The 26,022-nt window shown below is 70.8% G+C and carries 22 protein-coding genes; 7 read left to right on the top strand and 15 right to left on the bottom strand.

Annotated elements, in window-relative coordinates:
- Nucleotides 1–282: 282 nt before the first annotated feature.
- From ASG23_RS18015 to ASG23_RS17955, 13 genes are read right to left on the bottom strand one after another with little or no spacing between them, the layout of a single operon-like run.
- Complete coding sequence (locus tag ASG23_RS18015; RefSeq protein WP_056027842.1) at nucleotides 283–1,497, bottom strand: acetyl-CoA C-acetyltransferase; 1,215 nt, start codon at nucleotides 1,495–1,497, stop codon at nucleotides 283–285.
- On the bottom strand, nucleotides 1,494–2,141 hold the full coding sequence (locus tag ASG23_RS18010; RefSeq protein ID WP_056027840.1) for a CoA transferase subunit B: 648 nt from the start codon (nucleotides 2,139–2,141) through the stop codon (nucleotides 1,494–1,496). The genes ASG23_RS18015 and ASG23_RS18010 overlap by 4 nt, the downstream gene beginning before the upstream one ends.
- A complete protein-coding gene (locus ASG23_RS18005; RefSeq protein WP_056027838.1) occupies nucleotides 2,141–2,923 on the bottom strand; it encodes a CoA transferase subunit A in 783 nt (260 codons plus the stop codon). The genes ASG23_RS18010 and ASG23_RS18005 overlap by 1 nt, the downstream gene beginning before the upstream one ends.
- Nucleotides 2,898–4,112, bottom strand: coding sequence for a bifunctional 3-oxoadipate enol-lactonase/4-carboxymuconolactone decarboxylase PcaDC (gene pcaDC / locus ASG23_RS18000; protein WP_056027836.1), 1,215 nt, complete (start codon nucleotides 4,110–4,112; stop codon nucleotides 2,898–2,900). The genes ASG23_RS18005 and pcaDC overlap by 26 nt, the downstream gene beginning before the upstream one ends.
- Nucleotides 4,109–5,290: a lyase family protein gene (locus ASG23_RS17995; protein WP_056027833.1), complete on the bottom strand. Its 1,182-nt coding sequence runs from the start codon at nucleotides 5,288–5,290 to the stop codon at nucleotides 4,109–4,111. The genes pcaDC and ASG23_RS17995 overlap by 4 nt, the downstream gene beginning before the upstream one ends.
- Complete coding sequence (gene pcaG / locus ASG23_RS17990; RefSeq protein WP_056027831.1) at nucleotides 5,287–5,844, bottom strand: protocatechuate 3,4-dioxygenase subunit alpha; 558 nt, start codon at nucleotides 5,842–5,844, stop codon at nucleotides 5,287–5,289. Before pcaG ends, ASG23_RS17995 begins: the two co-directional genes overlap by 4 nt.
- A complete protein-coding gene (gene pcaH, locus ASG23_RS17985; RefSeq protein ID WP_056027829.1) occupies nucleotides 5,837–6,595 on the bottom strand; it encodes a protocatechuate 3,4-dioxygenase subunit beta in 759 nt (252 codons plus the stop codon). The genes pcaG and pcaH overlap by 8 nt, the downstream gene beginning before the upstream one ends.
- 1 nt (nucleotide 6,596) lies before the next feature.
- Nucleotides 6,597–8,411: a bifunctional sugar phosphate isomerase/epimerase/4-hydroxyphenylpyruvate dioxygenase family protein gene (locus tag ASG23_RS17980; RefSeq protein ID WP_327019481.1), complete on the bottom strand. Its 1,815-nt coding sequence runs from the start codon at nucleotides 8,409–8,411 to the stop codon at nucleotides 6,597–6,599.
- A complete protein-coding gene (locus ASG23_RS17975) occupies nucleotides 8,411–9,367 on the bottom strand; it encodes a phosphotriesterase family protein (protein WP_162242705.1) in 957 nt (318 codons plus the stop codon). The genes ASG23_RS17980 and ASG23_RS17975 overlap by 1 nt, the downstream gene beginning before the upstream one ends.
- Nucleotides 9,368–9,408: 41 nt before the next feature.
- Nucleotides 9,409–10,443: a DctP family TRAP transporter solute-binding subunit gene (locus tag ASG23_RS17970; RefSeq protein WP_056027825.1), complete on the bottom strand. Its 1,035-nt coding sequence runs from the start codon at nucleotides 10,441–10,443 to the stop codon at nucleotides 9,409–9,411.
- 12 nt (nucleotides 10,444–10,455) lie between these two features.
- Nucleotides 10,456–11,382, bottom strand: coding sequence for a shikimate dehydrogenase (locus ASG23_RS17965; protein ID WP_056027823.1), 927 nt, complete (start codon nucleotides 11,380–11,382; stop codon nucleotides 10,456–10,458).
- The gene (locus ASG23_RS17960) at nucleotides 11,379–12,653 is read right to left on the bottom strand and encodes a TRAP transporter large permease (protein ID WP_056027821.1); all 1,275 of its coding nucleotides are present in this window, start codon (nucleotides 12,651–12,653) and stop codon (nucleotides 11,379–11,381) included. The genes ASG23_RS17965 and ASG23_RS17960 overlap by 4 nt, the downstream gene beginning before the upstream one ends.
- The gene (locus ASG23_RS17955; RefSeq protein WP_056027820.1) at nucleotides 12,650–13,231 is read right to left on the bottom strand and encodes a TRAP transporter small permease; all 582 of its coding nucleotides are present in this window, start codon (nucleotides 13,229–13,231) and stop codon (nucleotides 12,650–12,652) included. The genes ASG23_RS17960 and ASG23_RS17955 overlap by 4 nt, the downstream gene beginning before the upstream one ends.
- Before the next feature lie 76 nt (nucleotides 13,232–13,307).
- Between ASG23_RS17955 and ASG23_RS17950 the strand changes: the two genes are divergently transcribed.
- Nucleotides 13,308–14,339, top strand: coding sequence for a LacI family DNA-binding transcriptional regulator (locus ASG23_RS17950; protein ID WP_056027818.1), 1,032 nt, complete (start codon nucleotides 13,308–13,310; stop codon nucleotides 14,337–14,339).
- A gap of 284 nt (nucleotides 14,340–14,623) precedes the next feature.
- Here ASG23_RS17950 and ASG23_RS17945 read toward each other — a convergent pair whose 3' ends face one another.
- Complete coding sequence (locus tag ASG23_RS17945) at nucleotides 14,624–15,691, bottom strand: LacI family DNA-binding transcriptional regulator (RefSeq protein WP_056027816.1); 1,068 nt, start codon at nucleotides 15,689–15,691, stop codon at nucleotides 14,624–14,626.
- A 240-nt stretch (nucleotides 15,692–15,931) separates the two neighbouring features.
- Between ASG23_RS17945 and ASG23_RS17940 the strand changes: the two genes are divergently transcribed.
- From ASG23_RS17940 to ASG23_RS17915, 6 genes are all read left to right on the top strand, one after another.
- Complete coding sequence (locus ASG23_RS17940; RefSeq protein WP_235521229.1) at nucleotides 15,932–17,218, top strand: ABC transporter substrate-binding protein; 1,287 nt, start codon at nucleotides 15,932–15,934, stop codon at nucleotides 17,216–17,218.
- 72 nt (nucleotides 17,219–17,290) lie between these two features.
- Entirely contained in the window at nucleotides 17,291–18,175 is an 885-nt protein-coding gene (locus ASG23_RS17935; RefSeq protein ID WP_056027814.1) for a carbohydrate ABC transporter permease, read from the top strand.
- Between the two features lie 121 nt (nucleotides 18,176–18,296).
- Nucleotides 18,297–19,085, top strand: a complete 789-nt coding sequence (locus ASG23_RS17930; RefSeq protein WP_235521226.1) for a carbohydrate ABC transporter permease — start codon at nucleotides 18,297–18,299, stop codon at nucleotides 19,083–19,085.
- The gene (locus tag ASG23_RS17925; protein ID WP_082516314.1) at nucleotides 19,082–21,739 is read left to right on the top strand and encodes a family 78 glycoside hydrolase catalytic domain; all 2,658 of its coding nucleotides are present in this window, start codon (nucleotides 19,082–19,084) and stop codon (nucleotides 21,737–21,739) included. The genes ASG23_RS17930 and ASG23_RS17925 overlap by 4 nt, the downstream gene beginning before the upstream one ends.
- Entirely contained in the window at nucleotides 21,736–23,955 is a 2,220-nt protein-coding gene (locus tag ASG23_RS17920) for a glycoside hydrolase family 3 C-terminal domain-containing protein (RefSeq protein ID WP_056027810.1), read from the top strand. The genes ASG23_RS17925 and ASG23_RS17920 overlap by 4 nt, the downstream gene beginning before the upstream one ends.
- A gap of 91 nt (nucleotides 23,956–24,046) precedes the next feature.
- Nucleotides 24,047–24,979, top strand: a complete 933-nt coding sequence (locus tag ASG23_RS17915) for a LysR family transcriptional regulator (protein WP_056028598.1) — start codon at nucleotides 24,047–24,049, stop codon at nucleotides 24,977–24,979.
- 241 nt (nucleotides 24,980–25,220) lie between these two features.
- On the opposite strand, the gene ASG23_RS17910 is transcribed toward ASG23_RS17915, so the two are convergent.
- On the bottom strand, nucleotides 25,221–26,009 hold the full coding sequence (locus ASG23_RS17910) for an alpha/beta fold hydrolase (RefSeq protein WP_056027808.1): 789 nt from the start codon (nucleotides 26,007–26,009) through the stop codon (nucleotides 25,221–25,223).
- Nucleotides 26,010–26,022 lie beyond the last annotated feature (13 nt).

Below are 26,022 nucleotides of genomic sequence, written 5' to 3'. Positions count from 1 at the left end.
GGCGACGTCCGTGCGGCGATGTCAGTCGACTCCGTTCGTCAGCCCGACGCGCCGACCGACGTCGATCCCCGCTCGTTCCCGGACGATCTCACCAACCAGGACCCGGCCAGCAACCTCAACTTCTGAGCCCGGCCGCGGGAACGTCACCGAGGTGCGGATCCGAGCTTGCGGATCGGACCGACATCGTGCCGGTAGACAGCCGCGTGACTTCTTCCGTGTCGGGCAGGAGGCCGACGTCCGCCAGCGACCGCTGCTGACCGTCTGCGCTGTTCAGGTGGGCCGCTAGACGCGCTCGAGGACTGCGGCGAGGGCCTGGCCGCCGCCGATGCACATGGCCTCGACCGCGAGCGCGCCGTCGAGTGCCGGGAGCTCGTGGGAGAGGGTCGCGAGCATCCGGATCCCGGTAGCGCCGATGGGGTGGCCGAGCGAGATGCCGCTGCCCCGCGGGTTGACCCGGGGGTCCTCAGGGTCGATGTGCCAGTCGGCCAGGCAGGCGAGGACCTGGACGGCGAAGGCTTCGTTGAGCTCGAGGACGTCGATGTCGTCGAGGGTCGCACCGGCCCGGTCGAGCGCGAGCCGGGTCGCGGGGACCGGGGCGATCCCGAAGCGCCGGGGGTCGACTCCGGCGACCGCCCACGAGATCAGGCGCAGGGCGGGCGTCAGGCCGAGCCGACGGGCGTGCTCCGGGGTCGTGACGACGCACGCGGCCGCGGCGTCGTTCTGCCCGCTGGAGTTCCCGGCGGTCACCGTGGCGTCCGGGTCGGAGGCGACGAGGACGGGGCGGAGGGCCGCGAGGGCGGCGAGCGTGGTGTCGGCACGGGGGTGCTCGTCGCACTCGACGACGACGGGTCCGCGTCTGTCCGGCACCGTGACCGGGACGATCTCGGCATCGAACGCGCCCGCGTCCTGAGCGGCGACGGCGCGCTGGTGCGACCGGAGCGCGAGGGCGTCTTGGTCCTCCCGGCTGATGCCGTACTCGGCGCGCAGGGCCTCGGCGGTGCCGACGTTGCCGTCGGGCGTCGGGTAGTCGACACCGCCGACGGTCTCGCGGCCGCGGGCGAGCGCGTCGTGCAGGAGGAGCCCACCGGGGGGCAGCCCGCGCCGGCCCTGCTCGGTGTAGAGCGGGGCGTTCGACATGGACTCGGCGCCGAGGGCGACGACGACGTCGGCGACGCCGGTCTGCACCTCCATCGCGGCGTTGACCACGGCCTGCAGCCCGGAGCCGCAGCGTCGGTCGAGCTGGTAGCCGGTGGTGGTGACGGGGAAGCCCGCGTCGAGGGCTGCGACGCGGCCGAAGGCGGGGGACTCCATCGTCGGGTAGCCCTGAGCGCCGATGACGGAGTCGACGGCGGTGACGTCCAGCTGCGTCCGCTCGACGAGCGCGCGCAGCACGGTGGTGGCGAGGTCCCGGGCGGACAGCGGTGCGAGCGCCCCGCCCAGGCGGCCGACAGGTGTGCGCAGCGGAGAGCAGAGGACGACCTCGCGGAGCTCGGTCATGGTCGGTCCGCGAGGGCGACGGTGATCGGCGCCCCGGTGGCGGCCCTGACCTGCTCCACGGTGACGTCCGGCGCGAGCTCCACCAGCAGCAGGCCGTCGTCGGTCACGTCCAGGACGGCGAGGTCGGTGATGATGCGGTCGACGCACGCCCGTCCGGTCAGCGGCAGCGTGCACCGCTCGACGATCTTGGCCGACCCGTCCTTGGCGACGTGCTCCATGACCACCAGCACGTGCGCGGCACCGTTGACCAGGTCCATCGCGCCGCCCATTCCCTTGACCATCTTGCCGGGAACCGCCCAGTTGGCGATGTCTCCACCTGCGGAGACCTGCATGGCACCGAGGACGGCGTGCGTGACGCGGCCGCCGCGGATCATGCCGAAGCTGGCGGCCGAGTCGAAGTAGGCGGCCCCGGGCAGCACAGTGACGGTCTCCTTGCCCGCGTTGATCAGCTTGGGGTCGGCCTCGCCCTCCCACGGGTACGGCCCGACGCCGAGGATCCCGTTCTCGGAGTGCAGGACGACCTCGACCCCCGGCGCAAGGTGGTTCGGGATCAGCGTCGGCAGACCGATCCCGAGGTTCACGTAGGACCCGTCCTCAAGCTCACGGGCCGCACGGGCGGCGAGCTGCTCGCGAGTGAGCGGCATCAGGACCCCTCGCGGCGCGCGCGGACGGTGATCTTCTCGATCGGGAGATCCGCGGACTGCTCGGCGTTCAGCAGGACGACCCGGTCGACGTAGATGCCGGGGAGGTGGATGTCGTCCGGACTGAGCTCGCCCGGCTCGACCAGCTCGTCGACCTCGGCGATGGTCAGGCGGGCTGCCATGCCGGCCAGCGGGTTGAAGTTCCGGGCGGACTTCTCGAACCGGAGGTTGCCGTGCCGGTCGCCGACCGCCGCCCGCACCAGCCCGTAGTCGGTCCTGATGGCCTCCTCGAGGACGTAGTCGCGGCTCCGGCCGAACGCGGCGAACGGACGGAGCTCCTTGGGCTCGCTTGCCAGCGCGACCGTGCCGTCCGCGGCGTACCGCAGCGGCATCCCCCCGTCGGAGACCGCCGTACCCGCCCCGGCAGGCGTGTAGAAGGCGGGAATCCCGACCCCGCCCGCGCGCAGCCGCTCCGCGAGCGTGCCCTGGGGAGTCAGCTCGACCTCGACCTCTCCGCTCAGGTACTGCCGGGCGAACTCCTTGTTCTCGCCGATATAGCTGGCGACGACCCGACGGATGCGGCCGGCCGCGAGCAGCTCGCCCAGACCCCAGCCGTCGACGCCGCAGTTGTTGGACACGACCTCGAGGTCGTCGACCCCGCGGGCGAGCAGGGCGCGGATGAGGGCGATGGGCACACCCGACAACCCGAAGCCGCCGACGGCCAGCGAGGAGCCCGAGCCGATGTCGGCGACGGCCTCGTCAGCCGTCGCGACGGTCTTGTCCATCGGGACCTCCCTTCAGGGGATCCGAGTCGGCGAAGACGTCCCGGACGACGGTCATGGCAGTGTTCGCCGACGGGAGGCCCGCGTAGAGGGCGGTGTGCAGGACGACCTCCGCGATCTCGTCGGGTTCGAGGCCGTTGCGCAGGGCCGCCCGTACGTGCATCCGCAGCTCCGCCTCGTGACCGCCGGTGACCAGGCTCGCAAGTGTCGCGATCGACCGCTCGCGGCGGGACAGACCGGGTCGGCTCCACACCTCGCCCCACGCGTAGCGCGTGGCGAAGTCCTGGAAGGCGGCCGTCTCCGGCGTCGTGGCCGCGAGCGCCGCATCGACGTGGGCGTCGCCGAGGACGGCGCGCCGCACGGCCATCCCGCGAGCGTGCACGTCGTCGTCGGCGCGGGATCCGGCCAGGTGGTCGCGCAGAAGCGCGGCCACCGTCGTCGGCGCCTCGAGGACGGCCAGGTGCGAGGTCGAGGTGAGCGTGGCGTGCGTGGCGCGCGGGAAGTCCTCGGCGAGCCGCTGCATCGACGCTGGCGTCGTCACCTCGTCGTGCTCGCCGGAGACCAGCAGCGTAGGGATCTGCACCCCGGCGACCGACCCGGTCCGGTCGAAGCCGGCGAGCGCGTCCGCGCAGCGCGCGTACGACTCGTCGTCGACGTCCATGAGCGCGTCGAGAGAGCGGGAGCCCGGGCGGCCGCTGCGCTCCAGGAACCCGGGTGCGAACCACCGGCCGGCGCTCGCCGCGACGAGGGAGGCGGTCCCGCTCGCGCGCACCGTCGCCGCACGCTGTTCCCAGCCGTCCACCGTGCCGATGCGGGCGCCGCTGCAGCACATCACCAGGCTCAGCACCCGGTCCGGGTGCCCGGCAGCGAGCTCGAGCGCGACGGCTCCGCCGAGCGAGGCGCCGGCGACGTGGAACGCCCCACCCCCGACCTCCTCGATGATGTCGAGGACCGCCGCGGCCAGCTCGGCGATGGTGAACGGCTCCCGTGCAGCAGGGCTCGTCCCGTGCCCGGGCAGGTCGATGCGCAGGATGCGGAGCGCCGCCGTCGACGGCTCGCCCCGGAGGTGCGTGACGACCCCGTCCCACAGCTCGGTCGTGGTGCCCAGCGACGGCAGCAGGACGAGCAGGTCCTGGTGGGCGGCCGGTGCGGTCGCCGGGGCGAACGAGCCGCGCAGCCGGGGGACGCTCATCGGCCTGGCCCGTCGTCGAGCGTGCTGCGGAAGCGGGCGATCGCGGCGTCCACCACCTTGCCGCAGGCCGCGAGCGTGACGTCGTCGGCCGAGCCGACGCCGGCGTCTCGCAGGTTGCGGGCGGCCGCCTCCCGGTCCAGCGTCAGCCCCGCGACCGTGCGCGCCGCCGCGTCGGCCGAGCCGCTCGCCAGCCGCACCAGCTCGCGCAGCGCCGACCACTCCGCGTGCCACTCGCCCGCGGGTCGTTCGTCGACGGAGACCGCCGCACGGACGACGGTGGACAGCAGCCCGGGAGCCTGCAGGGCCGCGGCGCTCATGACGACGGGACCGACCGGGTTGCGCTTGTGCGGCATGGCCGACGACCGGCCGCCGTCCGCGAGCACGATCTCGTCCACGCCGTCGCGCGAGCCCGTGACGAGGTCGCGACCGATCCGGCCGAGGGCGGACGTCACCGTCGCCGCCGCGGTCGCGACGGCCAGGATCGGAGTCCGTTCGGTGTGCCACGAGCGCTCGGGGTCGTCGAGGTCGAGCTCCTCGGCAAGCGCGGACCGGAGGGCGGTGATCGCGCCGGGTCGGCCTCCGGCGCGGTCGGCCTGCTCGCCGGTGCCGACTGCGCCGCCGAGCTGGACGGGGAACCGTGTCCGGTCAACGGTGGCGACGGCCGAGCTGATGCCGTCCAACCATCCGGCGACCTGTGCCCCGAGCGTCGTGGGCGCGGCGTTGCGGCCGAGCGTGCGTCCGACGCGTGCGGCGTCGCGCTCAGCATCGGCGAGCACCGCGAGGGCCGTGCCCGAGGCGGCGAGCTGCACCCGGAGCTGCTCGAACGCCGTGCGCGCGACGCGCATGAGGGCGGTGTCGAGGACGTCCTGGCTGGTGGCGCCGGTGTGCAGACGGGGAGCGGGGATCTCGAGCTGCTCGAGGTGGTCCCGCAGCTGCTCGACCAGCTCCGCGACGACGACGCCGTCCCGGGCGACGCCATCTACCAGTGCCTCCCGGTCGAGAGCGACGGGTCCGAGTGCGCGAGCGGCCGCATCGTCGTCGGTGCCGTCCACCCGTGCCCAGGCGCGCAGCAGTGCGGCCTCCACGGCCACCATGGCGGCGAGCACCTGGTCGTCGCCGGCCGCGTCGGGGGTGCCGGCGGTGACGGGCTGGAGCAGGCCCCAGTCGCCGGGCGTCACTGCTCGGTCCCGTAGTCGAGGAACACGGTCTCGCCGGGACCCTGCAGCCGAAGGTCGAGCCGGTACGACCGCGGACCGTCAACCGTGGCGACGAGCGTGCCTCGCCGGTCCGGGTCGACGCGCCGCAGCAGCGGGTCGATCGCGTTGGCGTCGGGCTCGTCGCCGAAGTACGCCCGGGTCAGCAGGTGGTGCAGCAGACCGCGCGCGAAGACGGCCAGCACCACGTAGGGCGCCGAGCCGGGTCGGCCGACGCCGGGCTTCACCGTGCTGAACGCGTAGTGCCCGTCCTCGCTGGTCGCAGCCCGCCCGAACCCGGTGAACCCGTGCGGGTCGCGGTCCAACGAGCCGCGCTCCGTCGACGGGCGCCCGTCCCCGTCGGCGCCCCAGACCTCGATCACCGCGTCAGGGACAGGTGACCCCTCGCCGTCGAGCACGATCCCGTGCAGCCGGATGGCGTCGGGCTGCCACGGCGCCCGGACCTCCGGGCCGCCGTCGTAGGGCAGCGCGAACCCGAAGAACGGGCCGACCGTCTGGCCCGGGGTCTGCTCAGGCATGGTCCGAACCCTCCGGCTCCGTCCAGGTGGCGCGCGGGCCGGTCAGGACGACGTCCCAGCGGTACCCGAGCGCCCGCTCGGACTGGCTCACCTCATGGTCGTACCTCGCGACGAGCCGGGCGCGGGCTGCCGGGTCGGTGATCGACTGATAGATCGGGTCGAGCCCGAACAGCGGGTCGCCGGGGAAGTACATCTGCGTGATCAGCCGCTGGGTGAAGGCCGTGCCGAAGAACGAGAAGTGGATGTGCGCGGGCCGCCAGGCGTTGCGGTGGTTGCGCCACGGGTAAGGGCCTGGCTTGATCGTCGTCAGCCGGTACGAGCCGTCATCGCCCGTGATGATGCGGCCGACGCCGGTGAAGTTCGGGTCGAGCGGCGCGGGGTGCTGGTCGCGCTTGTGGGCGTACCGGCCGCCGGCGTTGGCCTGCCAGACCTCGACCAGCTGTCCCCGGACGGGGAGCCCGTCGCCGTCCAGGACGCGGCCGGTGACGATGATGCGCTCGCCGAGCGGCTCGCCCGCGTGCTGGATGGTGAGGTCCGACTCGTGGACCGCCACGTCGGTGTGCCCGAACGCGGGGGAGACCCGCTCGATCTCCTCGGGGTCCGCACGCACGAGCTCGTGCGTCGGGTGGCGCAGGACGGTGGACCGGTACGGCGCGAAGTCGCGACGCGGGTGCACGGTGGTGCTGCCCTGCTCGCGCAGGTGCCGGTCCGCGATCTCCGCCGAGATCATCTCCTGGGTCAGGTCGGTCATCTCACCCCCTGGAGGACGCAAGGTGCTGGGCGGCGAGCCGGACCGGCGCACCGGCTGCTCCGTACCCGTCGTACCCGCCGTCACGCTGGACGAGCTCGAAGAACACCGCACCGACCGTGCGGGTGTAGAAGTGCCGGAACTCGCCCCCGGTGTCGTCCCGGTCGTACAGCACACCGAGCTCGCGCATCTCGTCGAGCACCGCCGCGGGCAGGTCGAACCGGGCTGCCAGGTCGTCGTAGTAGTTGGCCGGGATCGGCAGCGGGTGCAGACCGCGTGCTCGCGCGGTCCGGGCGGCGGCGATCACGTCCGGGCTGCGGAACGCGACGTGCTGGGGCAGGCCGCGGTCCAGCACCGGCGCCACGTTGAGCGCGAGGCGGACCGCGCCGTCGTCCGAGCGCATCACGCGACTTCGCACGAGCCCGGTCGGCGCTGCGACCTCCTGGGTGCCCTGCGAGCGCAGGGCCAGCACGCTCGTGTGGAACAGCACGGACTCCTCGAAGGTCTGCCACGGGTGCGCGAGGTTCACGTGGTCGATCGCGAGGATCGGCGCTCCGCCGGGTTCGTCACCGCCGTCGAACTCCGGCACCCACGCGGGCTCGGCAGGCGAGGGTTCGGCGAAGAAGATCTCCGTGCCCTCCGGCGCCCGGAACGCCACCAGGTCCTGCTCGCCGGCGCGGGTGCGCCGGAACACCGAGGGTGCTCCGAGCAGACGGGCACGGCGCACCGATGCCGCCGGGTCGGGCACCTCCATGCCGATCGCGGCCAGCGTGGGTGCCCACTCGCGGGCCAGGTGCTCGTTGCAGAGCACCCGGGCGGCGCCCTGGGTCCAGAGCCGCACCGGCTTGCTCCGGTGGTGGCCGCGGAACGTGAAGCCGAGCATCCGCAGCACCTCGTCCACCTCGCCCGCGTCCTCCGCCTTGACCTCGACGAAGTCGAACGCGACCGGCTGCCCGACGTCCGGCAGCCGGCTCGGGCCGTCGGTGCGGCGGGACCGCAGCGGGCGCCGCGCGACCTGGTCCTCCAACCAGGTCAGCGACCGCTTCGCCTGTCGGGCGGTGCGCTTCACATCGGTCTGCCGGAAGGTGTCGTTGAAGACCTCCAACGAGACCGGACCGGTGTACCCCGCGTCCAGCACGTGCCCGAGGAACGCCGTCAGGTCGAACGAGCCCTCGCCCGGGAACAGCCGGTGGTGCCGGCTCCAGGACAGCACGTCCATGGTCAGGGCGGGAGCGTCCGCGAGCTGCAGGAAGAAGATCTTCTCGGCGGGGATCTGCTCGATCGCGGCCGGGTCGTGCCCGCGGGACAGGATGTGGAAGCTGTCCAGGCAGACCCCCAGTGCGGGGTGGTCGGCCTGCTGCACGATCCGCCAGGCCCGTCGGTAGTCGTCCACGTACCGACCCCAGGCGAGCGCTTCGTAGGCGATCCGCACGCCGTAGGCCTGGGCTTCCTCGCCCAGTCGACGCAGCTGGTCGGCGGACACCGCGTCGTCATCCAGCGTCGCGGTGGCCACGTTGGAGCAGACGAGCACGGTGTCCACGCCGAGCCGTTGCATCAGCCCGAACTTGGCCCGGGCGCGGTGCAGCACCGCGGCAAACTCGGCCTCGGTGACGCCCTCGGCGTCCCGGAACGGCTGATAGAGGTCGAGGCTGAGACCGAGCCGGCGGGCCAGCGCGCTGATCTCGTCCGGGCCGGCCGGGGAGGCGAGCAGGTCAGGTTCGAACAGCTCCACGCCGTCGAATCCCGCCTCGGCGCAGGCGTGCAGCTTCTCCGTCAGCGTGCCGCTGAGGCAGACGGTGGCGATCGAGGTGCGCAGCATCAGGGCTTCTCCTCACGTGGTGCCCCGCCGGGCGCAAGCAGCCTGGCGGGGTTGGTGACCAGCATCTGGTGCAGGTCCTTCTCGGTCGCCCCGCCGGCCTGGAGCATCGGCAGCACCCGCCGCGGCAGGTTCTCCAGGTGCCAGTGCGGCGTGTGCACCCGCCGCCACGACGGCGGCGTGACCCTGCTGTAGAACGCGGCGTCCTGCGAGAGCACCATCCGGTCCGCGTAACCGAGCCGCAGCAGAGCCAGCACCGTGCGGACGCGGCGGTCGTCGGTGAGCACGTGCTCCACGCCGAACCGGTCCATGCCGAGCGTGGCCCCGGTGTCCATCAGGGTGCGCAGCTCCCCGACCTCCTCGCTGTCCCCGCTGTGCCCCAGGACCACCCGGCTCGGGTCGACGCCGTGCTGGACCAGCAGCTCGAGCGCCTCGCGACCTCGGTGCGTCGAGGGGTCGGTGTGCACGGTGATCGGGACACCGGTCAGCCGGTGGGCGGCCGCCGCTGCGGCGAGCACCCGCAGGACGTCCGGCGTCGCGCCCGAGCGGTCCAGCACGATCTTGAGCATCGCGGCCCGCACCCCGGTGCCCGCGATGCCTTGCTGGGTGTCGCGGACGAAGAGCTCCTCGAGCGGGTCCGGCCCGTCGAGCAGAAGGCCCGGACCGCGGACCGAGAACGTCACCGGCAGCGCCTTCGGCGCGTACCAGCCGGTGCTGGCCAGCAGGTGCACCGGGACCTGTGCCGCCACCTGCGCGACCAGCGCGACGTCCCGGCCGAGGCCCGGCACGGTGAGGTCGACCACGGTGCGCACGCCGAGCGCATGCACCCGGCGCAGCCCGTCGACCGCGGCCGCGACCAGCGCAGCCGGGTCCCACTCCGGGTCGGGGAGGTTCACGTCGAGCTCGTGGTCGCGGACGAACACGTGCTCGTGCAGGAGGGTCGTGCCGAGGTCGGTCACCGGGACCGGACCGCGGAACGTGTGAACCTCCCCGATCGCCGTCATTCCGACGTGGCCCGGATCGCCTCGTAGACGGTGAGCTGCTCCGGCGTGAAGTTCTCCTGCAGGTAGGCGTCCGCCTTGGTGCGGAAGGCCTCGACGTCGACGTCGTCGACCACCTCCATGGCGCCTGTCTCCGCCCACTCCGCGAGCTTCGCCTGCTCGTCCTCATCCACGCAGCCGGGCACCTGCTCCATGGCCGCGTCGACGGCCGCCTGCAGCGCGTCCTGCTGCTCGGTGGACAGCCCGCTCCATGCGTCGCCGCCGATGATCACGAGGTTGGAGTTGGCCTGGTGGGAGGACATGCTGATGAAGTCCTGCACCTCTTCCAGGTTGCTCGCGTCGATGTTCACGATCGGGTTCTCCTGGCCGTCCACGGTGCCCTGCTGCAGTGCCAGGAAGAGCTCCTCGTAGGCCACCTCGGTCGCACTCGCTCCGAGCGCCTCGGCGTTCATCAGGAACTGTGGCGAGGCGGGGAACCGCATCCTCAGCCCTTCGAGGTCCTGGGGGCTGCGGATCGGCTTGTTCGCGGTGAACTGCCGCATGCCTGCCGACCAGGCGCCGAGGGTGTGCACGCCTGTCTCCTCCTCGAACCCGTTCAGCAGCTCGTCGGAGGCCTCGTCGGTGAAGAACCGCGCCAGGTGGTCGCTGTCGTCGAACGCGTACGCCGCGTCCAGCACGCTGATCGGGGCGTACACCGCGCCGAGGGCGGAGGCGCCCTGGATGTCCATGTCGATGTCGCCGGAGACGACGGACGCGATGCGGTCGGCGTCCCCGCCCAGCTGGCTGCCGGGGAAGATCTCGACCGTGAGTCCGACGTCGGCGGCGGCGACCTCGTCGGCGATGACCTGGGCTCCGCAGCGGTGCTGCGGCTGGGTCTCGGCGTAGCTGTGCGCCAGCTGGAGCGTGACCTCTTCGGCGGTGGCGCCAGGCTCGCTGGCCTCCGCGTCAGGTTCGTCGTCGCCGCTGCAAGCAGTGAGCGTGGTGAGCGTGATGACCGCCCCTGCGACGAGGGCGACCTTCGGGTTCCATCGCATGGGATCTCGACCTCACTTCCTTGTGTGGGTCCCCGAAGCCGGGGGCTCGGGGGTGTGACGATCGCCGCCGGTCTCGGCGGCGACCAGCTCGTCGAAGTCGCCGAACATGTCCGCCCGGTGCGCCGGTCGTCCGGTGATGAGCTCGAACGTGTCGGCCGCCTGGTGCACGGCCATCCCGGCCCCGGACAGCGTCCGGCAGCCGCGGGCGTGCGCGTCGCGCAGCAGAACGGTGTAGAGGGGGCGGTAGACGATGTCCGCGACCCACAGGTCGGTGCGCAGCCCGGAGGTGTCCACCGGGCTGCCCGGGTGGTGACCGGTCATCCCCACAGGGCTGGCGTTCACCAGACCCTGGACGTGCGCGAGCGCCGCGGGCACGTCGTGCGGGGGCACCGGCTCGGGCTGCACCTCGTGCGGGGTCCGTCGCAGCGAGTCCACGAGGGCGGCCACACGCCGGGTGTCCGGGTCGGCGATCAGCAGCCGGTGCACTCCCAGAGCGGCCAGCGCGTGCGCGACGGCCGTGCCGGCACCGCCCGCGCCGAGCAGGAGCACCTCGCCGAGATCGACGTCCGGCAGCCCGTCGCGGAACGCGGAGGTGAACCCGGTGACGTCGCTGTTGTGGCCGAACGTCTGCCCGTCCGACACCACGATGGTGTTCAGCGCGCCGATCGCGGCGACCTCGGGCGACACCCGGTCCACCAGGGGCACCATGGCCTGCTTGATCGGGTGGGTGACGTTCAGCCCGTCGAAGCCGAGCTCCACAGCGGACCCGAGCAGCTCCCTCAGGTGCTCGGGGTCGAGCTGGCCATCGTCCAGGTCGACGGTCTTGTAGACGTAGCGCAACCCTTGGCGGGCCGCCTCGCGCTCGTGCAGCTCCGGGGTCAGCGACGGGCCGACGCCCCGGCCCAGGAGGCCGGCCAGGATCGAGCGCCGCGCCTTCACAGCCCGAGCCTCTGCGGCAGGTAGAGGATCGCGTCCGGCCACAGGATGATCGCCACGCACAGCAGCAGCAGCGGCACCATGAACGGCAGCGAGCCCCAGAACACCTCGGACATGCGGACCTTCGCGATGGCCTGCAGCACGAAGATGACCGTGCCCACCGGTGGCGTGAGCAGCCCGATCATCTGGGACAGGATCATCAGCACCCCGAGCGCGATGGGATCCACGTCGTAGACCGCCGCGATCGGCATCAGGATCGGCACGGTGAGCGTGAGCACGGCGATCGCGTCGAGCGCGGTGCCGAGGATCAGCGAGAGCGCCAGCACGAGCAGCAGGAAGCCGGTCGGGTCGGACGTGATCCCGAGCATCCACTCGGCGATCGCCTGCGGCACCCGCTCGCGGGCGAAGATGTAGCCCAGCAGGTTGGCCGACGCGACGATGAGCAGGATCGCACCGGAGGTCAGCACCGCCTCGACCAGGATCTTGGGCAGGTCCCGCCAGTGCAGGGTCCGGTACGCGAAGCCGAGCAACCCGATGTAGGCCGCGCCCACCGCGGCTGCCTCCGTCGGCGTGAACCAGCCGCTGAGGATTCCGCCGAGGATGAGGATCGGCGCGACGAGCACGCCGAGCACCCGGCGACCGGCGCTGCCGAGACCGGCGCGGTCGACCCGGGTGACGCGGATGTTCGGGTCCCGTCGCACCCAGAGGAACACCACGACGCACAGCCCGAGCGCCATCAGCAGCGCCGGCACGACGGACGCGGCGAACATCGCACCGGTGGAGACCGCGGCGAGGCCGGCGAAGATCACCGCCGGGATGCTCGGCGGCATCACGGGGGCGATCAGCGCCGACGCACCGGACACGCCGAGCGCGAACCGCTTCGAGTACCCCTCGCGGAGCATCGCGGGGATCTGGATCTTGCCCAGCGCGGCGGCGTCCGCGACGGCCGAGCCGCTGATCCAGGAGAAGCCCACGCTCACCCCGACGCTGACGTAGCCCAGGCTCCCGCGCACCCGGCCGAGCAGCGCGAGGGCGAACGCGTACAGGCGGTCGGCGATCCCGGCGTGACTGGCGAGGCAGCCCAGCAGGATGAAGAGCGGCACCGCGAGCAGCGGGAAGCTGGCCGTCGACTGGGCGACCAGCCGCAGCGACAGCCCCAGCGACTGCCCGGTGCTGAGCAGGTACACGAGCGACGGTCCGATGAACGCGAACGCGACCGGCACCCGTGCCAGCAGCAGCACGGTGATGAGCACGCAGAGCACGAGCAGGCTCATGTGCTCGTCACCTCGGGACGCGAGTCGTCCAGCTCCTGCGGGTCAGGGACGCCCAGCACCGCGAATCGGGCTGCGGCGACGAGGGCGCGCAGGGTGGTGCTGATGAACCCCACGATCGAGATCGCGTACAGCCACGACATGGGCATCCCCATCGCGGGGGAGCGCAGCACACCCTGGGTGTGCATGAGCTCCCACGCCTCGGCGGTGAGCAGGGCACCGATCGCCGCGACGATGAGGCAGGAGATGACTCGCACGACGCGGCGGACGGTCGGGTTGCGGACCGCGTCGATCGTCTCGATCGCGATGTGCGAGTCGGAGCTGACGAGGACGCCGGCGGTCACGAAGGTGAGCCAGACCAGGCAGAACCGGGCCAGCTCGCCGGTCCACGGCCACCCCTGCAGCGGCAGGTAGCGCTGGCCGGCCTGCACCAGGACCAGGACGAAGATCAGCAGCATCGCGAGCACGCCGATGGCGAGCTCGACGGCCGTGAGCGCGCGGACCGTGCGGGCGACAGGTCGCGGGGGATCGGCGAAGAACGCGTGCAGCCGACCTCCGGCATCGGATGTGATGTGCGTCACATTCCGGACGCTATTGAGACCACGACAACCATGGCAAGGGGTTGTCAAAAGTTGCCGAAGTGGGTTGGCTGGCCGGGTGCGTGGCCCGACGATCTACGACGTCGCCCGTACGGCGGGGGTAGCGACCTCCACCGTCTCCCGGGCGTTCTCCACCCCGGAGCGGGTCGGTGCTGCGACGCGTGAGCATGTGCTCGCGGTGGCCGAGGAGCTGGGGTACCGGCCGAACCCGCACGCCCGCGCCCTGCTGTCCGACCACCACTTCACGGTGGCGATGGTCGTCTCGGACATCACCAACCCGCACTACTTCGAGCTGATCCGCGGCGCGGAGATGCGGGCCAAGGCCTCCGAGTACACCCTCGTCCTGGTCAACGCGGAGGAGTCCGCCCGCATCGAGCTCGAGCAGATCCAGCGGCTGCTGCCATCGGTGGACGGCTTCGTGCTGGCCGCCAGCAGGCTCCCGGACGAGAACCTGGCCCACCTGGCTGAGCAGCGACCGGTGGTGCTGGTCAGCCGGGAGCTGCCCGGTCTGCCGTGCGCCCTGCTGGACCACGTGGACGGCTGTCGGCAGATCGTGCAGCACCTGGACTCGCTGGGGCACCGCCACCTCGTCTACCTTGCCGGACCGCGCAGCTCCTGGATGGCAAGCACCCGGTGGTCGTCCCTGCGCACAGCTGCGGAGGAGACCGGCATGCGCGCCGACCGCGTCGGACCGTTCACACCCAAGGTGTCACAGGGCGGCGTCGCGGCGGACGCGGCTCTGGCCTCGGGCGCGACCGCCTTCGTGGCGCACAACGACCTGCTCGCGATCGGTGTCGTGCAGCGCCTGCAGCAGCGCGCGGTCCGAGTCCCGGCCGACGTGTCCGTCGTCGGCTTCGACGACATCTTCGCCGCCGACCTGTGCACGCCCCGGCTGACCACGCTCGGCGGCGCGCACGCGGACGTGGGACGGGCCGCGGTCGAGATCCTGCTCAAAGCTGCTGTTCACGGAGGAGCGGTCGGTGGGCCACCGGTCCGGGTGGTGCTGCCGACTGAGCTGCGGCTGCGCGAGTCCACCGGACCCGTCGACCGACCTACGGCTTCGACGGTGGCTGGTGGTGGACGCCCATGAAGTCCTGGTCATGGGCTTCGTCCTCACTGGGCCTGACGCCGACGGCCACCGCGGCATGTTCGAGACCCGACGGCAGGGGTTGTCGCCGTGGGTGACGTGCGGAGCGGCTCCGTGAAGCGCGTCGCCTCCGCCGTCGGCGAGGGGTCGGTGGCGATCCGCCAGGTCCACGACTTCCTGGAGGCCGCAGGGCGTCGGTGAGGGGCCCCAGCCCCCGACTAGGAGCTCGCTGAACCGGCAGGCGGGACCACCACGGCCGACTCATGGCGCCCGCCGATGCGTGCTCGCTACGCCGTCGTTTGCAGGGCGGGGACTGTCGAGGTCGAGCGGCGGACGACCAGCTCGGGCGTGAGGATGACCGAGCGATGGGCGTGTGGGCCGGATCGTGCCGCTGCCTCGGTCTGCACCAGCTCCGCGCCGATCCGGCCCACCGCCTCGCCGGGCTGGCTCACAGTCGTGATCGGGATCGGGCTGTCCCAGGCCGCCTGGTTGTTGTCGAACCCGACGATGGCGACGTCCTCCGGGATCGAGACTCCAACGGTCCCCGCGAGAGCCTGGACGATGCCGGCAGCCAGGAGGTCCGACGAGGCGAAGATCCCGTCGACCTCGGCGCGGGCGACGGGATCGGCCAGTGCCAGCCCGATCTCCCAGCCGTCCGCGCGGTTGATGCGTTCAGGCATGACCTCCCTGACGCTCCCCAGCCCGTGCTCCCGAAGCGCTCGGCGATATCCGCGTCCTCGGTCCTGCACCGGCTTCAGCTCGTCCGGTCCGCCGACGAACACCAGGCGGCGTCGGCCGAGCTCGAGCAGGTGCTGCGCGGCCAGGTATCCGCCGAGCTCATTGTCGACGGATGCGCTGCAGAACCGCGCTTCGGGAGCGTTGAAGTTCAGCATGACCAGCGGCGTCCGCCCCGTCGCTCGAGCGGCGATCGACGCGAAGTGCTGCTCGTCGTTCAGGGTCATCAGGATGCCTGCGAACCGGGACTGGGCGAACAGGCCGAGGTAACGCTCCTCCCGGTCGAGCCGGCCGTCCGCGTTGGCAAGCATGAGGTCCACGCCGGCCAGCTCAGCTGCCCGTTCGGCACCGCGCGCGATGTCGATGAAGAGCGAGTTGCTGAGGTCGGTGACCACCAGCCCGATGGTCGAGCTCGACCCGGCTGCGAGCGATCGGGCGAGTCCGTTGGGGACGTAGCTGAGCATCTCCATCGCGCGGACGACGCGGGCTCGCGTCTCCTCGGCCACCCGTTCGGGGTGGTTCAGGACGTTGGAGACGGTTCCCTGCGAGACACCTGCGAGTGACGCGACGTCGGCGATGCCCGCACGCGACTCTGCGCCCGGGTGGTTGTTGCGGTGCACTGCGTCCCCTTTGTTCGGGTCTCGATTCCATCACAATACCGGGTTTTGAAGCGCTGCAAGACAAGCCACATCACGCCTGTCTATGCCGGTTATTGGAACTTGTTCTACCGGGTCCTCGCGCCTTGAGTTGCCGTGGACGCTTGTCTACTGTCTCGACCTGAAGCGCTTCAATGCGCTGCCACCAAAACATTTCAAGGAGGAAGTGTGATGTTGACGCGTGAACGGAAGCGCACTCAAGTCGTGACATTCCTGGGTCTCGCCACCGCCGGAGCACTGCTGCTCTCGGCGTGCTCGGGCTCGAGCCCGGCCGGCGGCTCGACCGGTGCGGCGAACAAGGAGTTCACCTACCTGTCGTTCGCCGAGAACACCTCGATCAAGGACACGTTCACCTCGCTGTCCACCGGGTCCTGCAGCACGGCCGAGGCCGACGCCAAGCTCAAGGTCGACAACACACCGCAGGCCGCCTACGACCAGTCGATCCAGCTCAAGGCGGGCCAGATGGACCTGCCCTCCATCTTCGCCAGCGGCAACTCGCCGCAGATCGCGAAGGACATCGAGTCGTCCGGCGCGCTGGTCGACATCGGCGCCGAGCTGTCGGACATGGGACTCGAGGACGCCATCATCCCGGCGGCCAAGTCGACCATCGAGGCTCTCTACGACGGCAAGGTCTACGTCCTGCCGACCGAGTTCAACGTCGAGGGCATCTGGTACAACAAGCAGCTGTTCGCCGCCAACGGCATCGAGGTGCCGGCGACCTGGGACGACCTCGTCGCCGCGGCCGACACGCTCAGCGCGGCCGGCGTGCAGCCGTTCTCCGCGGACGGCCAGGACGGGTGGCCGCTGACCCGGCTCGTCGGCAACTACATCTACCGGAGCCTCGGGCCGGACGCTCTGGCGAAGGTGGCCGATGGCAGCGCCAAGCTGACCGACTCGGAGTACGTCGAGGCGGCCCAGAAGGTCGCGGACCTCGGCGCGAAGGGCTACTTCGGTCCGTCCGTCAACTCCATCGACTACATGACGGCCGTCAACCAGTTCCTGTCCGGTGACGCCGCGATGTTCTACATGGGCAGCTGGATCCTCGGGAACTTCAACGACCCCGAGGCGAACAAGATCGGCAACGACAACATCGGCTTCATGCCGTTCCCGGCGGTCGAGGGCGGCGCAGGTTCCGCCGACCAGCTGGCGGCCAACGTCGGTGTGCCGCTGGCGATGTCGAAGTCCCGGTACGACGACGGTGCCAAGCAGTGGCTCGAGTGCATCGCGAAGAACTTCGGCGCGCAGTCCCTCAAGGACCAGGGCGTCATCACCGGGTTCAAGGTCGACGGTGACGTGGGCGAGGTGCCGGCACTGACGCAGTCGGTGCAGGACCAGATCGCCACGACCACCCAGACCGTTCTGTGGTTCGAGGCGCTGTTCACGCCGAAGGCATCGACGACGAGCCAGACCAACGCGTCTCTGCTGGTCACGGGAGGCGTGAGCCCCGAGCAGTTCATGGAGACCGTCCAGGCGGACCTGGACGCAGGCTGAGCCTCGCCGCCGGGCGCACCGATGGTGGTGCGCCCGGCGGATCACCGAAGAACAGAACTGAGAGACACCACGATGACGCACGTCCTAGGCGATCGCCGCGCGATCTTCATGCTGCTGGCCCCGGCCCTCACGGTCTACTCCCTGATCATTCTCGTCCCGGTCATCTGGTCGTTCGGGTACACCCTCTTCGAGGGCAACGCGATCATCGGGTTCGACTACGTCGGGCTGCAGAACTTCCAGCTGCTGTTCACCGATGCGCACGTCCGTGAGGCGCTGTCGTTCACGGTGCGTTTTGCGATCGTCCTGACCATCGTGCAGGTGCTGCTCGGCTACGGGCTCGCGCTGCTCTACGTGTTCGTGCTGAAGAAGGCGTCCAACCTCGTCCGGACACTGGCGTTCTTCCCGGTCGTCCTGCCGACCGTCGCGGTCGGTCTGCTGTTCCAGCAGCTGTTCGAGTCCGCGCCGCGCACGGGTCCCGTGAACGGTCTGCTCAACGTCTTCGGGATCGAGAGCGTCGACTGGTTCGGGTCGAGCACGACGGCGTTCTGGGTCCTCATCCTGATGGAGTCCTGGCGCTCGATGGGCTTCTACGCCGTGCTCCTGTACGCCGGCCTCGTCGACATCCCTGACGACCTGCTCGAAGCGGCCCGCCTCGACGGCGCCAGCGGGCTCCGCCTCGTGCGTTCGGTCGTGCTGCCGCTGTCGCTGCCCGTGCTGCTCTCGGCCGTCATCTTCAGCATCAACGGGACGTTGAAGATCTTCGACTCGGTTCTTGCGCTCACCAACGGCGGGCCGGGGAGCACCACGACGCCGCTGACGCTCTACATGTTCCAGACGTCGTTCTCGTACGGCCAGTACGGATACGGCAGCTCGATCGCGCTGCTGCTGACCGTGCTGTGCCTCGTCGTCACGCTGTTCATCTTCCGCTCCGCACGCCGCGACCTGACGAAGGCCTGAGTCCATGTCCCTCGCTACCACTCCCACGACGAGGCCGCTCGCCGCAAGCTCCGCCTCGGCGCCGCGCCGCCTGGTTCCTCGTCGACGGGCCCGGTCCATCGGTACCGGCATCCTGACAGCGGTGCTCCTGATCGTCGTCGTCGGCCCGCTCGTGTGGCTCGTGCTCGGCTCCCTGAAGTCGCAGTCGGAGTTCTTGGACAACGCGGCGTTCGCATTGCCCGAGAACTGGCTCAACTTCGAGAACTACACGCGCGCCATCACCGAGGGAAATCTCGGCACCTACGCACGCAACTCTGTCCTCGCCGTGATTCCGTCCCTGTTCCTCACGATCGCGCTGGGAGTTGCCGCAGGATTCGCTCTCGAGGTCATGGTCTGGAAAGGCCGCGGGACAGTTCTGCTCATGTTCCTGGCGGGAATCATGATTCCGGGCCAGATGATCTTGCTGCCGCTCTTCACGATCTACTTCCGCGCCGGCCTGACCGGCTCGCTCTGGCCGCTGATCATCACCTACACGGCCATCGGCCTCCCGCTGACCGTGTTCATGATGGCGACCTACTTCCGCAGCGTCCCTCGTGAGGTCTTCGAGGCAGCGACGCTCGATGGCGCCAGCATCCTGCGCATGTTCTTCGTGGTCGCCGTGCCGCTCGTGCGCAACGCGATCTTCACGGTGGCGCTGGTCCAGTTCTTCTTCATCTGGAACGACCTGCTCATCGCCCTCACGTTCGTCAACAGCGACGAGCTCCGCACCATCCAGGTCGGGCTGCTCAGCTTCCAGGGTCAGTTCGGCCAGGTCGAGTACGGTCCGACCATGGCCGCGATCTGCCTCAATGTCTTCGGCACCCTGCTGGTCTACCTCTTCCTGAACCAGCGGATGATGACCGGCCTGACCGCCGGCTCGGTGAAGGGGTGACCGCCCAGGTCGTCGACGTCCGTCTCGAGCACGTCGACCGTGCGGTCGGCATCTCGGAGGCGACGCCTCGCCTGAGCTGGCGGGTGGTCGGCGCGGATCGCGGCGCGCGCCCGGTCGCGTACGAGATCGAGGTGGCACGAGACCACGGGGCGGCGCTGCGGACGCGCATCGACAGTCCGGACTCCGTCCTCGTCCGGTGGCCCGTGCTGCCGCTCCAGCCCAGGGAACGTGCGGTGATCCGTATCCGCTCGTGGTTCGACACCGCAGAGCCGACCGCCTGGTCGGAGCCGACCGTGGTGGAGCGGGGCCTTGCCGCAGCCGACTGGGCAGTCGACTTCGTCTCGCCGTCGACCAACGCCCCCGCCACCGGACCGCGACCCGCGTACCTGTTGCGCGCCGAGTTCGACCTGCCGGCGACGGTCCGACGGGCCCGGGCGTACGTTGCCGCCCACGGCGTCTACGACCTCGAGGTGAACGGCGCACCAGCGGACGACTCGGTCCTCGCACCGGGCTGGACGAGCTTTCGGCACCGGCTCCGGACCCAGACGTTCCCCCTGGAGGACCTGGTGCACGCCGGGCGCAACGTCCTCGGCATCTGGCTCGCTGACGGGTGGTATCGCGGACGACTTGGGTTCAACGGCGGCCTCTGGGACGTCTACGGGGACGATGTCGCCGTCATGGTGCAGCTCGAGCTCGTGCACGACGACGGGCGGCTCGAGCTCGTCCCGCTCGACTGGCAGACGACGGCGTCGCCGATCACTGCCACAGGCCTCTACGAGGGGGAGAGTTACGACGCGCGCCGGTTCGCGGCGGGATGGGCCAACCCCGGCTACGACACGGTCAGCTGGGATTCCGCGACCGTCCTTCCGCGGACCGGCTTCACCGCCACCCTCGAAGGACCGACCGGGCCCGCGATGCGGGTCGTCGAGGAGCTCGCGCCGACGATCGTGCAGCGGCGTCCGCACGGACGCGTACGGCTGGACTTCGGTCAGAACATCTCCGGCCGGGTCCGCCTGACCGCGACCGCCCCCCGCGATCACGAGCTCACGATCCGGCACGCGGAAGTCCTCGAGGACGACGAGCTGTGCGTGCGACCACTGCGGACCGCCACCTCGGTCGACCGGTACACGTTCGCGGGCGAGGGACCGGAGACGTGGGAACCCCGATTCACCGTGCACGGCTTCCGGTACGTCGAGATCGACGGCTGGCCGGCCGGGCAGGAACTGGACGTCGTCGCACGCGTCATCCATTCCGACATGCGCCGCGCCGGGTGGTTCAGCAGCTCGAACGTGCTTCTCGACCAGTTCCACGACAACGTGGTCTGGAGCATGCGGGACAACTTCGTCGACCTACCCACGGACTGCCCGCAGCGCGACGAGCGCCTGGGCTGGACCGGTGACATCCAGGCCTTCGTCCCCGCGGCGACCTTCCTGTACGAGAGCACCGGGGTGCTGCGGAACTGGCTGCGGGACCTTGCCGCCGAGCAGCGCGAGTTCGGCTCGGTCAGGAACTTCCACCCGTGGCTCGACTGCGGGTTCCCGGCAGACCCTGCCGCCGGGTGGGGCGATGCCGCCGTGCTGGTGCCGTGGACGATCTACCAGCGCACCGGGGACCTCGCACTGCTCCACGAGCAGCTGCCGAGCATGACGGCCTGGGTGGACCAGGTCGACGAGCTCACCCGCGGCACCGGGCTGTGGGCCACAGGGTTCCAGCTCGGCGACTGGCTCGACCCTCAAGCGCCTCCCGACCGGCCAGGAGACTCCGCGACGGACGCGCATCTCGTGGCCAGCGCGTACCACGCCCAGACGGCTGCCATCACAGCACGTGCGTGCTCGGTGCTCGGCCTGAACAGCCTCGCCATGCGCTACGACGCTGTTGCTGTGCGCGCACGCCAGGCGTTCCAGAACGAGTTCGTCACGCCGTCGGGTCGGGTCGTGAGCGACACCGTCACGGCCTTGTCGCTCGCGCTCTGCTTCGACCTGTTGCCGACGTCCGAACAGCGGGCCATCGCGGGTCGTCGCCTGGCTGATCTGGTCCGCGAGGGGGACCACCTCATCCAGACGGGATTCATCGGGACGCCTCTGGTCTGCGACGCGCTCGTGGCGACGGGCTCGGTGGACACGGCGTACCACCTGCTCCTGCAGACCAAGTGCCCGTCGTGGCTGTTCCCCGTCACGATGGGGGCGACCACCGTCTGGGAACGGTGGGACAGCATGCTCCCGGACGGGAGCATCAACCCCGGCGAGATGACCTCGTTCAACCACTACGCGCTCGGTGCGGTCGTCGACTTCCTCCACCGCGTCGTCGCCGGTCTCAGCCCTGCCGAGCCCGGGTACCAGCGGGTCAGGATCGCTCCGTCCCCCGGCGGGGGACTCACTCACGCCTCGGCCGCCCACCTGTCGCCCTACGGGCTGGTCCGATGCTCGTGGCGGCGCACCGGGACGGATCTCCGCGTCGAGGTGGACCTGCCGGCCGGCGTGGAGGCGGACATCCACCTGCCGGGTTCCGACCGGACGCTCCGCGTCGCCGGGGGGACGCACGCGTTCCACGCGACCTGCCGCGCGGCGGAGGATGACCCGGTGATGCCCCGTCTGTGGAACGTGCACAGCCCCGAGGATCGCGTCGAGATGGCGCAGCAGGGAGTCGAGGTATGACCACGAACCTCGCCAGGCCCGCGGCGCTGCTCAGCGGCGCGGACATGTCTCACACGCGAGCCGAGGACGGCGTCCCGGCGCTGACCATGAGCGACGGCCCGAACGGTCTGGCGATGAACCTGCCCGACTGGTCGGGCAAGGTGCCGGCGACCTGCTTCCCCGCCCCGGCGGCGCTCGCCGCGACCTGGGACGTGGACCTCGTCGCCGAGGTCGCGGCCGCGATCGGTCGGGAGGCGCGTGCGGCCGGTGCTGACGTTCTTCTGGGACCCAGCATCAACATCAAGCGATCTCCGCTCGGCGGCCGCGGCTTCGAGTACTACTCCGAGGACCCGTTCCTCACGGGCCGGATCGGCGCAGCCTTCGTCGACGGCGTCCAGTCCGCCGGTGTCGGCGCCTGCGTCAAGCACTTCGCGGTGAACAGCCAGGAGACCGACCGCATGCGCGTGAGCGCCGAGGTCAGCGAGCGGGCGCTGCGCGAGATCTACCTCGCCGCCTTCGAGCACGTCGTCGCGCACGCAGCTCCGGCGATGATCATGGCGTCGTACAACCGGGTCAACGGCACCTACGTGACGCAGGACCGGCGCATCCTGACCGACATCCTCCGAGGCGAGTGGGGATTCGACGGGGCGGTCGTGTCCGACTGGGGCGCCGTCGACGACCGGGTCGCCGCCCTTCGCGCAGGCCTCGATCTCGAGATGCCAGGACCGGGGGAGGGCTCGTTGCGACGGATCCTCGCTGCGGTCGAGGACGACGAGCTCGACGCGTCGGTCGTCGTCGAGGCTGCCGACCGGCTGCGCCGGGTGGCCACGACCTGGGGCGCCCGCCCCGCGTCCACGCCCGATCATGAGGAGCACCACCGCCTCGCCGTGAACGCTGCGGCGGCGTCGGTCGTGCTGCTCAGCAACGACGGGGTCCTTCCTCTCGCCCCGACGGGTGGGCAGATCGCCGTGATCGGCCAGCTAGCGCGCACCCCGCACATCCAGGGCGGCGGAAGCGCGAGCGCGGCACCGACGCGTGTCGACACCCCGCTCGACGGTCTGCGCGCCGTCCTGGAACGCCCGGTGGGCTTTGCGGCCGGGTACTCGACCGACCCCGCCCTGCAGGAGTCGCTCGTCGACGAGGCCGTCCGCGTCGCCCGTGGGTCCGACGTCGCCGTCGTCTTCCTCGGGCCGGGGGAGGGTTCGGAGTCCGAAGGGTACGACCGGGCATCGCTCGAGCTGCCGGCCGCCCAGCTGGATCTCCTGGCGCGGATCAGGGAGGTGAACGAGCGGACTGTCGTCGTGCTCGTCAACGGCGGGATCGTCCTGACGGCACCGTGGTCCGACGGCGTCGCCGCACTCGTCGAGGGCTGGCTGCCGGGCCAGGGCGGAGGCGCAGCCATCGCGCAGGTGCTGACCGGGGCGGTCAACCCGTCCGGTCGGCTCGCGGAGACCATCCCACTCCGCCTGAGCGACACGCCCGCATTCGCGTCCTTCCCGGGGCATGGGGGGCGCGTGTTCCACGGTGAAGGGATCTTCGTCGGGTACCGCGGGTACGACCTCGCCGAGCGCGAGGTCGCCTTCCCCTTCGGTCACGGGCTCAGCTACACCCAGTTCGCCTACGAGGACGTTCTCGTGATCGACGACGGAGCCCAGAGTGGCGACCCGGTCATCGAGTTCACGGTGCGCAACGTCGGAGCCGTGGCGGGTGCAGAAGTGTGGCAGGTCTATGTCAGGCCAGAGCCCCTTACCGAGGACAGGCCCGTGCGGACGCTCGCCGCCTTCGGCAAGGTCCACCTCGAGCCGGGAGCGTCAGCTCGGATCAGGTCGACGGTCGCCTCGCGTGACTTCGCCCGCTGGGACGAGCGGCGAGACGGGTGGGTCGTCGACGACGGCACCTACGCCCTCGACATCGGGGCGTCCTCGCGGGACATCCGCACGGAGACGACCGTCCGCCGGGTCGCATCCGGACCGAGGACGGTCCTCGACGGGAGGTCGACCCTCCGTGAGTGGCTCACCGACCCGAGCGTCGGGACCTCCCTCGTCCACGTGGCACAGGACGCTGACCCGTCGGGCGCGACCGCGGGATTCCTGGCCAACCCGACGATCCTGACGATGATCGGCGACCTGCCGATCGAGCGGCTCTTCGACGATCCATCGACCGCGCTCGGCCCCGACCTCCTGAGCCGAGCCCTGCAGCACGCGACAGTGCACGAGGAGCAGAACGACGGACTCTGAGCGCCGCGACACCGGAGGCGCTCCTACGATGAACCATGGCGTCCTCCAGGATCGCGGCCCACTGGTGCGCCCGTTCGGCGGGAGACTGACCGTGAACATCGCCAACCTGAACCTGAACCTGCTGACCGCGCTCGATGCGTTGTTGCGGGAGCGCAGCGTCACGAACGCGGCCGCAAAGCTCGGCCTGAGCCAGCCGGCCCTGAGTGCGTCGCTGGCGCGCCTGCGCCGCCACTTCAACGATCCGCTGCTGGTCCGCGTCGGGAACGCCTACGAGCTCACCCCCTTCGCCGAGCAGCTGCGCGAGCGCACGGGGTCGGCCATGGCGGGTGTGGAGCGCGTGTTCTCCGTCGCCCCCACCTTCGACCCCGCTACCTCCGACCGGGCATTCAGCATCCTCGTGGCCGACTACTCGCTCAGCGTGATCGGCACGGGCGTCAGCCAGATCGTCGCCGGAAGGGCCCCAGGGGTCCGCGTCGAGTTCCACCCGCACACTCCCCAGCTCATCGAGCGGGCCGAGGAGGTGCTGCGCGAGGCCGACGCGATGATCCTGCCGCGAGGGTTCGCGTCGGGACTGCCGCACCTCGACCTGTTCACCGACACCTGGGTCTGCCTCGTCGATGTCGATCACCCGACGATCGGGGAGACGGCCACCCTGGCCGACCTCGCGAGCAACCCCTGGGTGGTCAGCTACAGGTCGTCGTCGGCGTTCACCCCGCCGATGCGGCAGATGGAGAACCTCGGCGTCGACGTCCACGTCCAGATCGTGGTCGAAAGCTTCCTGGCGATCCCCCAGTTCGTCGTCGGGACCGATCGCATCGCTCTGGTCCAGGAGCGACTGGTGCCGATGCTCCAGCGGGGACACAGTCTTCGGACGGTGCCGTGCCCGTTCGACGTGATCCCGCTCGTCGAGGCGCTGTGGTGGCATCCCTCCCAGCAGCTGGAGCCCGGGCACGCGTGGTTACGGTCGATCATCCTGGAGGCCGCGCAGGACGTCGACCATGTCCGGTCGTCCGTTCCGACCTGACCTCCTGCTGATCATGGGCGCGGTGCCAGACCTCGCAGGACTGGCGCCGGCCGCGAGCAGGTTTTGCTCAGTTCTGTCCCCACGAGACCCGCCAGTGTCCCCACAGCATCACCCGCCGTGGAGACGAAGTGTGCCTCTGACCTGTGGTTTTGCGGGGCACAAGGTGCCCCGAGTGGGATTCGAACCCCGCCAGACCCGCGAAACGGACGCAACGCCAGGCTCACGAGCTTGGCGACGAGACTCAGCTCGCTGACACGCCGACGAAAGCCCTGACATCGGCGGCCACTCGCTCGGGCTGCTCCCACAGCACCAGGTGCCCAGTGCCCTCGTAGATCCTGACAGTGACCTCGTCGATGGCCGCTCTGAGCGTGTCGAGCTGCTCAGCGGGAAGAACCTCGTCTGCGCCGCCCCACAGGAGCAAGGTCGGTCTGGAGATCCGACCCTGGCGGCACGGAGGCTCGGCGGCGAGGAGCTCTGCCAGCCACTCCTTCCAGACGCGCGCTGGGATCGTCAGGGCGGCGGTGTCCATGTCGTCTAGGAAGTCGGCCGGGATCCGGTGCTGACCGCCGAGCATCCTGTTGAGTCGCCCGATGTCGTCGCGGGTCATGGGGTCGTGGAACGAATCCAATGCTTCCGCTAGGGCTACCGGAAGGGGCCGCTGAAGGTCTGCCGGTGATCCGATCAGGACGAGTCCGCGGACCCGCGAGGGATGGTCGACGGCGATCTGCTGCGCTACGTACCCACCGCTCGACGTGCCGACGAGCCAGGCGGAGTGCAGGCCGAGGGCGTCCAGAAGGCCGACGGTGTCCGCGGCGAAGTCGGTGAGGGCGTAGCCAGTGTCTGGCTGGGCGCTGTCACCAACACCGCGTTGGTCGGGCACGATCACGCGCCAAGTCCGCGGCAGGAGCGGCACGAGGCGCTGGAAGCTGCGATGGGTCTCGCTCCACGCGTGCAGCATGAGCACCGGCTCSCCGGCGCCGAATTCGTGGACAGCCAACTCGACGCCGGTTGCCAGCGGGATCCGTCGCATTCCCGCATGGTCT

This window comes from Cellulomonas sp. Leaf395 (assembly GCF_001424125.1).
Taxonomy (GTDB): Bacteria; Actinomycetota; Actinomycetes; order Actinomycetales; family Cellulomonadaceae; genus Cellulomonas.
The sequence above is the reverse complement of the archived record's forward strand: the minus strand, read 5'-3'. Positions and strand labels throughout refer to the sequence as shown.

Excerpts from the sequence above, each read along its gene's own strand:
- ASG23_RS18015 (WP_056027842.1), bottom strand. The coding sequence starts at position 1,497 with ATGACCGAGCTCCGCGAGGTCGTCCTCTGCTCTCCGCTGCGCACACCT.
- ASG23_RS18010 (WP_056027840.1), bottom strand. The coding sequence starts at position 2,141 with ATGCCGCTCACTCGCGAGCAGCTCGCCGCCCGTGCGGCCCGTGAGCTT.
- ASG23_RS18005 (WP_056027838.1), bottom strand. The coding sequence starts at position 2,923 with ATGGACAAGACCGTCGCGACGGCTGACGAGGCCGTCGCCGACATCGGC.
- pcaDC (WP_056027836.1), bottom strand. The coding sequence starts at position 4,112 with ATGAGCGTCCCCCGGCTGCGCGGCTCGTTCGCCCCGGCGACCGCACCG.
- pcaG (WP_056027831.1), bottom strand. The coding sequence starts at position 5,844 with ATGCCTGAGCAGACCCCGGGCCAGACGGTCGGCCCGTTCTTCGGGTTC.
- pcaH (WP_056027829.1), bottom strand. The coding sequence starts at position 6,595 with ATGACCGACCTGACCCAGGAGATGATCTCGGCGGAGATCGCGGACCGG.
- ASG23_RS17980 (WP_327019481.1), bottom strand. The coding sequence starts at position 8,411 with ATGCTGCGCACCTCGATCGCCACCGTCTGCCTCAGCGGCACGCTGACG.
- ASG23_RS17970 (WP_056027825.1), bottom strand. The coding sequence starts at position 10,443 with ATGCGATGGAACCCGAAGGTCGCCCTCGTCGCAGGGGCGGTCATCACG.
- ASG23_RS17960 (WP_056027821.1), bottom strand. The coding sequence starts at position 12,653 with ATGAGCCTGCTCGTGCTCTGCGTGCTCATCACCGTGCTGCTGCTGGCA.
- ASG23_RS17935 (WP_056027814.1), top strand. The coding sequence starts at position 17,291 with ATGACGCACGTCCTAGGCGATCGCCGCGCGATCTTCATGCTGCTGGCC.
- ASG23_RS17920 (WP_056027810.1), top strand. The coding sequence starts at position 21,736 with ATGACCACGAACCTCGCCAGGCCCGCGGCGCTGCTCAGCGGCGCGGAC.